Genomic DNA, 11,731 nt, shown 5'->3' with positions numbered 1-11,731 from the left:
AAAACTATTGAGAAATATAAATTATTTAAAAAAGTCTGCGTATTGTTCAGCTTTAAAACCAATCATGCCTGAAGTCGCTGAAATGACGATCGGGCGTTTTATCATGGCTGGATATTCAATTAACAGCGAGATTGCGCTGCTTTCATCTAAATCGTCTTTTTGTTGCTGCGTTAATTGACGATAAGTGGTACCGCGTTTATTGAGTACTTGCTGCCAACCAAAACGTTGACAAAAATCTTGCACTAATACTTGGTCGATACCTTGTTTACGATAATCGTGAAACTGGAATTCAATACCGGTTTGCTCAAGCCATTTTTTGGCTTTTTTGATAGTGTCGCAATTTGGAATGCCATACATGGTGATCATTTGATTTTCCCTTTGATTATCTTACCTCTATGACTAAGAATCCTACACAATTCGCGAGCGGAGATAAATGAACAATGATTAAAAAAGCTATTTGCTTGGAAAATTCACATATTGCTTTGGAAATACACATAATAGTGGCATGTTTTGATCCTACTCAAAATGGTGAACTCGTAATATCGCATAATGGGTCGCGTAAATAAGTGAATAAGGAATGTCACTTAATGAATTTTTGAGGAATCTGTAATGGAATTAAGCCCTGTTTTTGCCAAGCGACTGTATTTAGCGCTATTAGTCGCAGATATTGAAAGACCCAACGTGCCAAAATTAATTGAATTAACCGGATGGCCACGTCGAACCATACAAGATGTACTAAAAGCCTTACCTGCGATAGGTATCCATTTGGAATTTGTCCAAGATGGTTGTCGCTATAATGACGGCTATTATTCAGTAAACGATTGGGGCCCTTTCGATTGCCAGAAATTACATGGTTGGAAAAACGACATTGCCCACGATTTAGGTTTTAACCATTAAGACGCTGCTCTCTCGATCACGCCAATGAAATATACGCGATAAAACCTACCCAACTGATCACAAGCAATATCCAAGCGATGTTGTTTGTGGTTTGCTTATTTGATGTTAAATCGATGGATTCATCATGGGGCGTAGTAGGCGTATTGCTCTCGGTTTTATGCTGCTTTTTACGTAACTTATCGGCTTCACGTTGTTTTTCTTTCTGCTGCTTTTTGTATAAAGTAATGCCTTTCTCGATCCCCTGTGCTATCAACTTAGTTTGATCTTTCGTTTGGTTTGGTTTTTGGATTGAACGAGCAACTTTCATTGCCTCTTGCTGGGTTTCCGGTGATGGTAGGTCTTTTTTCGCTTTCATAAGATTGTTGCTCTTTCTTGTTGAAAAGGGTGAAGAATTTTCGAAATAGACTGGTGATAAGTGTCAGGCTAGAATGCTATTATATCGACTAAAATAGGATAAACCAGATAATACCAATTTAAGTCACTATCGGATCATCGAATGACTGAGATTGGTATCAAAATCAGACCCAAAGCGATGGATTTAAATTAAAGGATAAAGGAGTTAACTTGCGCTACGCAATTGAAGATTATGATAAAAATGGTTTCTTAAAACCGTCTGCGTGGTTATGGTTAGGCTGGATATTTTTAGCTAAAGCTTGGATTGTGTTTATTGTCGCCAGTGCCAGCCGAGATTTGAGTGTTAAGTTATTAACTTTAATTTACCCAGTGAATAATAGTTTATATGCAGGTTTAATTGTTGGATTACCCGTTGTGGCGTTAGCGTGGTGTATTGGGCTTAGAAAGCCAGAACGCAAATGGCTCAATCGGTTAATAAGCCAAGGTTGGTTACTCACCACTTTAACCGTCGCGATTCAATTTGGTTTAACCCTTTATCATTTAAGTTTTACCTATTGGAGGTTCAACTGGAGTGATGCCTTAACCTTGCTCGGCTTAATTTGGTTTTTACTTTTCTTGCTGCAGTCACAAAAAACCAAAGATACCTTTGTGGCTCCCCATATTGATTAGATTAGCTCACATATTAATTAGATTAACGCAGTACGGATATGTACCACGTTGCGGATTTTAAAAGGAATAAAATATGTCACAACCTCAATTGGCGATAACGCCAGATGCAAACCCATTTGCACTCTATAGTTTAATTAAAATAAAACAAAATCATGCGCATGTTTTAGCGCAACTGCAAGCTCTGCCATCATTGGTTGAGCAACTTAACCAACAGCAATCTGGGGCGAATTTAGTCTTATCGTTATCTTTTACTCATGCTTTTTGGGGGAAGCTGAATCAAGCGATGCCTGCAGAATTAGAACCATTTTCTGTTTTAGGTAATGGGGATGTTATTGCGCCGACGACCGATGTTGATGTGTTATTGCATTGTCATTCATTACGCCATGACTTGCATTTTTATTTGCTGCGCAAGCTGATGGAACAAATTGAACAAGATGTTGAGATTGTTGATGAAACTTACGGATATCGTTATTTAGATTGCCGTGATATGACCGATTTTATTGATGGTACTGAGAACCCGAAAGATGAACAACGTCATGAAGTGGCGATTATTCCTGAAGGTGAATTTGCTGGTGGCAGTTATGTGATGGTGCAACGCTTTATCCACAAATTACCGGCTTGGAATCGTTTAGGCGTAGCAGCACAAGAAAAGGTGATTGGTCGTACTAAGCCAGATTCCATTGAGCTTGATGATGTGCCGGCCGCTTCGCATGTGGGTCGAGTCGATATTAAAGAACAAGGCAAAGGCTTAAAACTGGTTCGCCATAGCCTGCCGTATGGTTCAGTATCGGGTGAGCATGGTCTACTGTTTATTGCTTATTGTAATCGACTGCATAACTTTAAAGTGATGCTAGAAAGTATGTATGGTGTGACTGATGGCAAAACCGATCAGTTATTACGCTTTACTAGCGCGGTAACGGGAGCGTACCTTTTTGCCCCATCACAGAAAATGCTGGCTGAACTGAAACTAGCGTAAAGCCCAAAGGTACAGTTCTATCCATATTGTTGATGGAGAAAAGTGTCAAACTACATGGGTGTTCTTTTCTAAGTGCCCATGGAGGGCCTTTTCTCAAGCGCTCAAGGATGGATCTGCGCCTTTCGGCGTATTTAAATTGATCAAATATCAAATGGAATTGGTATTAGAAGGTAGTATCAGTTTGAGCATCAGGTATAAATAGTTTGATACAAACAAAAAACGCTGCCTAAGGCAGCGTTTTTAATATCAGAAAGTAAAGATTACTTAACGATACTGATAACCGGAGTTTCACCAACAACAACGCTACCAGAAAGTTTGTTCAACTCTTTGATTTCGTCCATGTTAGAGATAACGACTGGCGTTAGTGTTGATTTTGCATTTTCTTGCAAGTAAGCAAGATCAAATTCAATCACAGTGTCGCCAACTTTAACCGTTTGGCCTTCTTCAGCGATACGAGTAAAGCCTTGACCTTTAAGTTCAACAGTATCGATACCGAAGTGAACGAAAAGCTCAACACCGTCATCAGATTCGATTGAAAATGCGTGGTTAGTTTCAAAAATTTTGCCGATTGTACCGTTTACTGGTGCAACCATTTTGTCGCCGTTTGGCTTAATAGCAATACCATCACCAACGATTTTTTCAGCGAATACGACATCAGGCACATCTTCGATGTTCACGATTTCACCAGAAATTGGCGCGATGATTTCGATCGCTCCGGCATCAGCTGTGTCGTCAGATACTAGCTTCTTAAGTTTGTCAAACAGACCCATGTTGTGCTCCTAAGCAGTTAATTTTTAATCTCTAGTCGAATGATTATATTATTAATTCGACTTTTCTGCGATAAATTTATCAACGCAAGCTTCAATTTCTGCCGCGGTAGCCATTGCAAGTGCTTCATCAGCCATTGCTTTAACTTCTGCGTAGTTTGAATTACGGATGATTTTCTTAACGCGTGGGATAGAAATACCGCTCATGCTGAACTCGTCTAGTCCCATGCCTAATAGCAATAGAGTAGCACGTTCGTCGCCAGCAAGCTCGCCACACATACCAGTCCATTTTCCTTCTTTATGAGAAGCATCAATTACTTGCTTAATCACAGTCAGGACAGCTGGAGATAACGGATTGTATAGGTGAGAAATAAGCTCATTACCACGGTCAACTGCAAGAGTATACTGAGTTAAGTCGTTAGTACCAATACTAAAGAATGACACTTCTTTGGCAAGGTGGTGAGCAATCGCTGCTGCCGCTGGTGTTTCAACCATCACACCGATTTCGATATTTTCGTCAAAAGCCAGACCTTCGCTGCGAAGTTCTGCTTTATATTGTTCGATCGCCGCTTTCAGTTCACGAATTTCTTCCACTGAAATGATCATTGGGAACATGATACGTAAGTTACCATGTGCCGATGCGCGTAAAATACCGCGTAGCTGATCTTTTAAGATGTCACGACGATCTAGGCTGATACGGATTGCACGCCAGCCTAAGAAAGGGTTCATTTCTTTTGGCAGATCCATGTATGGAAGATCTTTGTCGCCACCGATGTCCATGGTACGAATGATAACCGCTTGGTCACCCATCGCTTTCGCGACTTCAGTATACGCTTTGTATTGCTCTTCTTCTGTAGGAAGGGCATCACGATCCATAAATAGGAACTCGGTACGGTATAGACCCACACCTTCGCCGCCATTACGGATAATGCCGTCACAGTCTTTCACGGTACCAATGTTGCCACATACTTCAACGTGACGTTCATCGGTTGTGACCGCTGGAAGGTCTTTTAATTTGGCTAATTCTTCTTTTTCAGCAATAAAGGTATCGCGAATTTGTTTCGCTTCAGCCAGTTCTGCCTCAGAAGGATTAATAATTATTTTGTTGTTGATCGCATCAAGAATCAACGTATCACCATTCTTAACTTGTTTGGTGATGTCGTTAGTACCGACAATCGCTGGCAATTCTAAAGAACGCGCCATGATCGAGGTATGAGAAGTACGACCACCGATATCACAAGCAAAACCAAGAACGAAGTCTAGATTGATTTGCGCTGTTTCTGAAGGGGTTAGGTCATTAGCAACCAAGATAACTTCTTCATTAATCGCGCTCAAAGATACGATGTTGATGCCTAATGCATTTTTTACGAAACGGCTGCCGATATCACGGATATCTGTTGCGCGTTCTTTAAGGTAATCATCATCAAGTGACTCAAGGGCAACGGCTTGCTCTTCAATAACAGAATAGATAGCAAAATCAGCCGACATTTTGTCTTTTTTGATCAGTGCTAAAATCTCTTCTTCTAGTTCTTCATCTTCAAGCAGCATGATATGCCCTTCGAAGATGGCTTCTTTTTCTTCACCAAAAGTTTCAAGTGCTTTTTGTTTAATCCCTTCTAATTGCTCAGAAGATTTATTACGAGCATCAAAGAAGTTTTTTACTTCAGCTTCAACTTGATCGTCAGAAATAGGAGTTTTATTTAGGACAATTTCATCTTCTTGAAGAAGTAGTGCTTTACCGAAAGCAATACCAGGAGATGCTAGAATTCCAGAAATCATAGCCTTACCTTAATTTGTTCAAATTTAAAAAGTAGGTGGAGATACCCAACATTACTGATGCAGCAATAAGAGATTAACTAAAGCCTCAATCGCTTAGTCTCGCTAAGCGATAAAGGCTCAATTTAAATCTACCAAGCTGCAGCGTTAACACGGGTACCACTAAACACTAGGTGTGATTAGTGTAGCTCATCCATAAGAGCGACTAGGTGATCAACAGCTGCTTCAGCTTGTGCGCCTTCAGCAGAAATTGTCACAACAGTACCTTTTACTAGGCCAAGAGTTTGTAGTTTGAAAAGGCTCTTAGCACTTGCACTTTTACCGTTAGAAGTCACAGTGATGTCAGCATCAAATGCTTTAGCTTCTTTAACAAACTGAGCCGCTGGACGTGTGTGAAGACCGTTTTCTGCAGTGATTTCTACTTGCTTCTGATACATGTGTGTTACCCCGATTAATTTACTTTGTTATAGGATTTGAAAACAGTTTAGCTTACCTTCTTATGCGCTGCTTCGCTAGTTCATAAAATGGTGCACAAAACAGTCTTCGTTCCAATTATTTAAGTCATGTTTATCTATTTAGTACATGAGCGTCTATTTTTTTAATAGTCATTGTGCTACTAAATTAGCCTCTTTATTTTGAAGCTTAAAATAAAACATCCTGATTATTACTAAAGGTGTACTAGGGATCAACAAAAAAGCCCCATAAAGGAGCTTTTTTCGGTAAAAAATTGATTTGAACCCTTATTGTTGATTCTCTTTCTCAGTAAATAGTCCTGCAAATAATGCCGTGCTGAGGTAACGCTCGCCCGAACTTGGAAGGATGGCAACGATTGTTTTTCCTTCAAATTCAGGTAGTTCTGCTATCTTGTTGGCGGCTACAACCGCCGCGCCTGATGAGAATCCGGCTAAAATACCTTCTTCTTCCATTAAACGGCGTGTCATTTCAATTGATTCTTCAGAAGTCACGCTTACGGCTTTATCAATTAAGCTTAAATCTAAGTTACCCGGAATAAAGCCTGCGCCAATACCTTGGATTTTGTGTGGCCCAGGTGTCAACTCTTGTCCTGCCAATGCTTGAGCAATCACTGGTGATTCAGTTGGTTCAACCGCAACTGTGGTGATCGCTTTGCCTTGAGTGTTCTTAATATAACGGCTTACACCGCTTAAAGTACCGCCAGTGCCGACACCCGCGACAAACACATCAATTTGACCATCGGTTGCTTCCCAAATTTCAGGACCGGTGGTTTTTTCATGAATAGCAGGGTTAGCTGGGTTGTTAAATTGCTGCAATAATAAATACTTGCTTGGGTCGCTGGCGACAATTTCTTCCGCTTTGGCAATGGCGCCTTTCATGCCCTTGGCCGCTTCGGTAAGCTCTAGATTCGCGCCTAATGCTTTTAATAACTTACGACGTTCGATGCTCATTGAATCCGGCATGGTTAGTGTCAGTTTGTAACCACGCGCGGCGGCAACAAAAGCCAATGCAATCCCAGTATTACCTGACGTCGGTTCTACAAGTTCAACCCCGGGCTTTAATTGTCCCGCTTTTTCTGCTTCCCATACCATATTAGCGCCAATACGACATTTAACACTAAAGCTTGGGTTGCGCGATTCAACTTTCACTAACACATTGCCTTTACTCACTCGATTAAGTCGAACCAGTGGTGTGTTACCGATAGTTTGGGTGTTGTCTTCATAGATCTTAGTCATGTTAATGTTCCTTCATTCACGGTGAGTGCGATTTATTTGGCCTAACAGATGCTAGGCGATAGCAAAATCATAATTCCTCATCCTGGGTTGGAAAAGGAATAAATAGTTATAAGATATGGGAAATTTAATTTCTTTGCTGGTAGCGCTCGACCCACATTGCGGTCGCGCCACATACGGCAACCGGCATCACAATTAAGTTTATAATTGGGATCATGGTACATATCGCAACCAAGCTGCCAAAGCTATAAGACAGCATTTTATCCGAGGCTAAATCGTCTTTCATTTTAGCAAAGGTCACTTTATGGTTATCAAATGGATAATCGCAATATTGAATCGCTATCATCCAAGCGGTAAACAAAAACCACAGAATAGGCCCGATGGTTTGCCCTAATGCGGGAATCAGCAGCAAGATCAACAAACCGAGTGCTTTAGGAATGTAATACACCAATTTTATCCATTCACGATGCAAGATGCGTGGCGTATCTTTAACTAAAGAAAACAGCGATTGATCGGTTAAGGTTTGTCCTGTTAATTGGATCTCTAGTTTTTCCGCTAGCAGACCATTAAAAGGGGCGGCAATCCAATTGGCAACAGTACTAAAAAAGTAACTAAATGTGGCAATAATGGTAAGAGCAAGAATTGGGAACAACAGATATGATAACCAAGATAAAAAGCTTGGAATGGTGTCGATCCAATGTCCGAGCCAATCACTTAAGTTGGAGTACAAATAGTAGAGTGAGCCACCAAATAACAGGATATTAATCAGTAGGGGGAAGATGACAAAGCGTCGAATGCCTGGTTGAAAGCACAATTGCAGCCCATACATAAAGTAGCCAAAGCCGCTTCTGGCAGGGTATGACGATACAGGTGTCGGCGTTGGGGACATAAAAACTCCATCAGAACGATTGTGAAAAACAGCTTGCCCGACTATTCTACTGATATAAACCAAGAAGAAAAGCGAAGCAATAACAAACTGAAATGAAGACAGTAACATTCTGATAACGCTTGAATAGATTAATTTTGAGGCTGCGTTAGATGCTCAATTATTCAACAGTGATGAGCTGTGAACGAAAAATTAAATGGTTTGAGTGTTCTTTGAATTGTGATGAAAGGCAAAAGGCGTGATAAAGTATTCAGAATATTGACATTTATAGGCTCTAAAAAGAGATAAATTTTGATAAAGTAACTCAATATCCAAGTCACTTGGGTATACTAGGCTTTGTAGTGCCTTGAAACCCCGCTAAAACCAAGACGGGCGAAGGATGCAAGGTAGATTCGAATCATAACATTATAGAATTGAGAGTGACCAATGCATGAATTGCGACTAGTACTCATTATTGTTGGCGGATTGTTGATTATCGCTTTGTTAGCACATGGGATCATGTCTAATAGAAAAGAGGGTAAATCAAAATTTGCGGATAAACCATTAAGTAAGCTTAAAGAAGAACAAGAGCCAAGCTTAGCGGCTGCACCGGTTGTAAAAGCACGAAAAGAACCTGAATTTAACAGTCAAGATCCACTTGATGAACATCCCGATCCATTGTTTGGCGAATCGGATGTTTCGTTTGCCAGTAGCAATAAATTTTCAGCCACTGATAATATTGAGTCTGTTGTTATAGATAACCAACACCATAACGATGGTGAGCTCAATACGAATGTAATGGCAGAACAAGACCCATTACTTGCTCAAAATGATAGTTTTTCTACCCCCTTGCGCGAACAGAGTCACTTAAATGAACCGATCTCTGTAAATGAACTAGATACAAACATAAATATCACGAGCGATTTGGCACCGGCTGACTATAAGCAACCAGTTGTTGAACCCGTCATAACTAAACCGGATCCTTTCAGCGGTAATGCCGCAGTTAATAATGAGCAGGAACCGGTGCAAACAGCAACAAGTGATGATGCATTAGAAGTTATTGTGCTGCATGTGCACGCGGCGGGTAGTACAGAATTTAATGGTACAGAGCTGTTTTCAAGTATGAATAGGAATGGCTTGTTTTTCGGCGCGATGGATATATTCCATTACCATGAAGCGAAAGATAGCAATGGGAAAGTGTTATTTAGCGTGGCTAATATGATGAAACCAGGCACCTTGGTTTGTGATGATCCGGATCAGTTTTCGACCAAAGGCATCTCTTTCTTTATGGCGCTTTCCGGTTATGGTGATAGCGATCAAACCTTTACTGATATGTTGCGTACTGCGCAGCAAATTGCCGATGATTTAGGCGCTAATGTGCTTGATGACCAACGTAAATTAATGACTCCAAATCGTCTTTCTACCTATCGTCAGCAAATTCGTCAATATATCAACAAAACCTTTGACTAGAAATTAACATCAACTTTAATTGGGCTTCCTATTGGGAGCCTTTTTTGTTTTAACCGTGGTAGACATACCGAAAACACTCTAGTTGAATTATTAAATATGAGTGATCAGATGTAAGTTAAGTGAGAACAACATGACACAAGAAATAGCACAAAAAATTGAACAATTACGCGAAGATCTTCATTACCACGGTGTGCGTTATTACGTTGAAGATAACCCTCAGATCACGGATTCAGAATACGACCGTTTGATGCGAGAACTTATCGATTTAGAGAAAGAATATCCACAGTTTATTTCTGATAGTTCACCCAGTATGCGTGTCGGTGGCAAACCATTAGCCGGTTTTACCCAAGTCGAGCATGAGATCCCGATGTTGTCGCTCGACAACGCATTTGATGACCAAGAATTGGAAGCATTTGATAAAAAACTGACTTCTCGTTTGGATGCTAGAGGGCGAGAAACTTTTTGCTGCGAACCTAAACTCGACGGTTTAGCGGTCAGTTTGCTGTATGAAAACGGTGTATTAGTTCAAGCGGCAACTCGCGGTGATGGTGCGACTGGCGAGAATATTACTACCAATGTGAAAACCATTAAGTCGATCCCATTAAAGCTACAAGGTACCGACTGGCCAGTGCGAATTGAAGTGCGTGGTGAAGTGTTTATGTTGCTTGATGGTTTTAATGCATTTAACGAAAAAGCATTACAAAAAGGCACCAAACCTTTTGCTAACCCACGTAATGCCGCGGCTGGCAGTTTACGTCAACTCGATTCCAAAGTGACCGCTACCCGACCGTTAAGCTTTTATGCATACAGTGTTGGGGTGGTTGAAGGCGCTGAATTACCTCAAAGCCATTATCAACGTTTTTTGCAGCTTAAATCATGGGGATTACCTATGTGCCCAGAAACCAAGGTGGTGGAAGGTCTTGAGCAAGTAAAAGCCTACTATCAAGATATATTGATTCGTCGCGCACAACTTGCCTATGAAATTGATGGCGTGGTGATCAAGGTGGATGATATTGCCTTGCAACAAGAGCTAGGTTTTGTCGCGCGCGCCCCTCGCTGGGCGATTGCCTATAAATTCCCTGCCCAAGAAGAGATGACTACCCTCAACGATGTTGAATTTCAGGTTGGGCGAACCGGCGCCATTACGCCTGTTGCCAAGCTTGAACCTGTGTATGTTGGCGGGGTGACGGTCAGTAATGCAACTTTGCATAATGCTGATGAGATTGAGCGTTTGGATATTCATATTGGCGATACCGTGATTGTGCGCCGCGCCGGAGATGTTATTCCTAAAATTGTCGGAGCTGTACCTGAGCGTCGCTTAGCAGGGGCAACAGCAGTGCTGTATCCACAACACTGTCCAGTTTGTCATTCAGAATTAGAACGAGTTGAAGGTGAAGCGATCACTCGTTGTACTGGCGGGCTGATTTGTAAGGCGCAACGGATTGAAGCGTTAAAACATTTTGTCTCTCGAAAAGCGATGGGTGTCGATGGTTTAGGGGTGAAAGTACTTGAGCAATTAGTCGAAAAAGAAATGGTCGAAACCCCAGCCGATCTATTCAAATTAAGTGCGGGTCTATTAACCGTACTGGATCGAATGGGGCCTAAATCGGCACAAAATGTAGTGAATGCGTTAGAAAAATCGAAGCAAACTACCTTACCGCGTTTTTTATATTCTTTAGGGATACGCGAAGTTGGGGAAGCCACCGCATTAAATTTAGCCCTACATTTCACTCAAATTGAAAAGATCAAACAAGCCACCCAAGAGCAATTAATTGAAGTGTCCGATGTAGGAAAAGTCGTCGCAGAACATATTGTCCACTTTTTTGCACAGACTAAAAATGTCGAGGTAATGGAACAATTAATCGAACAAGGCATCCATTGGCCAGATATTGTGCCCCAACTTGATACTGCTGAATTACCGCTAGCGGGCAAAACGGTAGTGATCACTGGCACCTTTGAAGCCATTAATCGCAATGAAGCCAAAAACAAATTACAAACTTTAGGGGCAAAAGTTGCCGGTAGTGTGTCGAGAAAGACCGATATTGTGTTTGCAGGAGCCGCGGCAGGCTCTAAATTAACCAAAGCACAAGATCTTGGCGTCGAGATACAAGATGAACAACAATTATCCAATTGGCTTAATTTAAAGTAAGATGTTGATTATTAAGAGTATATTTTAATATTTAAACTTAGTTTTAAAGAATAAAAAAGCGTTAACAATATCGTAGTGAAAACCAAAGGTGCCATTTATTGG

At 41.0% G+C, this 11,731-nt stretch carries 12 protein-coding genes; 5 read left to right on the top strand and 7 right to left on the bottom strand.

Features of this window, described 5'->3' with window-relative positions; genetic code table 11:
• Positions 1–21: 21 nt before the first annotated feature.
• Positions 22–366, bottom strand: a complete 345-nt coding sequence (locus tag GFB47_RS07880; protein WP_225874256.1) for an ArsC family reductase — start codon at positions 364–366, stop codon at positions 22–24.
• A 243-nt stretch (positions 367–609) separates the two neighbouring features.
• Between GFB47_RS07880 and GFB47_RS07875 the strand changes: the two genes are divergently transcribed.
• Positions 610–897 carry a helix-turn-helix domain-containing protein gene (locus GFB47_RS07875; RefSeq protein WP_153447489.1) on the top strand — a complete coding sequence of 96 codons (288 nt, stop codon included), beginning with the start codon at positions 610–612 and terminating at the stop codon, positions 895–897.
• A 16-nt stretch (positions 898–913) separates the two neighbouring features.
• Here the strand turns inward: GFB47_RS07875 and GFB47_RS07870 are convergent, their stop codons facing one another.
• Entirely contained in the window at positions 914–1,204 is a 291-nt protein-coding gene (locus GFB47_RS07870) for a DUF2956 domain-containing protein (protein WP_407701700.1), read from the bottom strand.
• Positions 1,205–1,461: 257 nt separating this feature from the next.
• Between GFB47_RS07870 and GFB47_RS07865 the strand changes: the two genes are divergently transcribed.
• Both GFB47_RS07865 and GFB47_RS07860 read left to right on the top strand, forming a co-directional pair.
• Complete coding sequence (locus GFB47_RS07865) at positions 1,462–1,920, top strand: DUF2919 domain-containing protein (protein WP_153447487.1); 459 nt, start codon at positions 1,462–1,464, stop codon at positions 1,918–1,920.
• A 73-nt stretch (positions 1,921–1,993) separates the two neighbouring features.
• Complete coding sequence (locus GFB47_RS07860) at positions 1,994–2,896, top strand: Dyp-type peroxidase (protein WP_153447486.1); 903 nt, start codon at positions 1,994–1,996, stop codon at positions 2,894–2,896.
• A 260-nt stretch (positions 2,897–3,156) separates the two neighbouring features.
• Here GFB47_RS07860 and crr read toward each other — a convergent pair whose 3' ends face one another.
• From crr to cysZ, 5 genes are all read right to left on the bottom strand, one after another.
• A complete protein-coding gene (gene crr / locus GFB47_RS07855) occupies positions 3,157–3,666 on the bottom strand; it encodes a PTS glucose transporter subunit IIA (RefSeq protein WP_153447485.1) in 510 nt (169 codons plus the stop codon).
• Positions 3,667–3,717: 51 nt separating this feature from the next.
• The gene (gene ptsI / locus GFB47_RS07850; protein ID WP_153447484.1) at positions 3,718–5,442 is read right to left on the bottom strand and encodes a phosphoenolpyruvate-protein phosphotransferase PtsI; all 1,725 of its coding nucleotides are present in this window, start codon (positions 5,440–5,442) and stop codon (positions 3,718–3,720) included.
• A 176-nt stretch (positions 5,443–5,618) separates the two neighbouring features.
• Complete coding sequence (locus tag GFB47_RS07845) at positions 5,619–5,876, bottom strand: HPr family phosphocarrier protein (RefSeq protein WP_017025938.1); 258 nt, start codon at positions 5,874–5,876, stop codon at positions 5,619–5,621.
• A 303-nt stretch (positions 5,877–6,179) separates the two neighbouring features.
• Positions 6,180–7,148, bottom strand: a complete 969-nt coding sequence (gene cysK / locus GFB47_RS07840; RefSeq protein ID WP_153447483.1) for a cysteine synthase A — start codon at positions 7,146–7,148, stop codon at positions 6,180–6,182.
• Positions 7,149–7,272: 124 nt separating this feature from the next.
• A complete protein-coding gene (gene cysZ / locus GFB47_RS07835; protein WP_153447482.1) occupies positions 7,273–8,034 on the bottom strand; it encodes a sulfate transporter CysZ in 762 nt (253 codons plus the stop codon).
• Between the two features lie 423 nt (positions 8,035–8,457).
• On the opposite strand from cysZ, the gene zipA reads away from it, so the two are divergent.
• Both zipA and ligA read left to right on the top strand, forming a co-directional pair.
• A complete protein-coding gene (zipA, locus tag GFB47_RS07830; protein WP_153447481.1) occupies positions 8,458–9,480 on the top strand; it encodes a cell division protein ZipA in 1,023 nt (340 codons plus the stop codon).
• Between the two features lie 130 nt (positions 9,481–9,610).
• Positions 9,611–11,629, top strand: a complete 2,019-nt coding sequence (gene ligA, locus GFB47_RS07825; protein WP_153447480.1) for an NAD-dependent DNA ligase LigA — start codon at positions 9,611–9,613, stop codon at positions 11,627–11,629.
• Positions 11,630–11,731 lie beyond the last annotated feature (102 nt).

The organism is Vibrio algicola (genome assembly GCF_009601765.2).
In the GTDB taxonomy this organism is placed as follows: Bacteria; Pseudomonadota; Gammaproteobacteria; order Enterobacterales; family Vibrionaceae; genus Vibrio; species Vibrio algicola.
The sequence above is the reverse complement of the archived record's forward strand: the minus strand, read 5'-3'. Positions and strand labels throughout refer to the sequence as shown.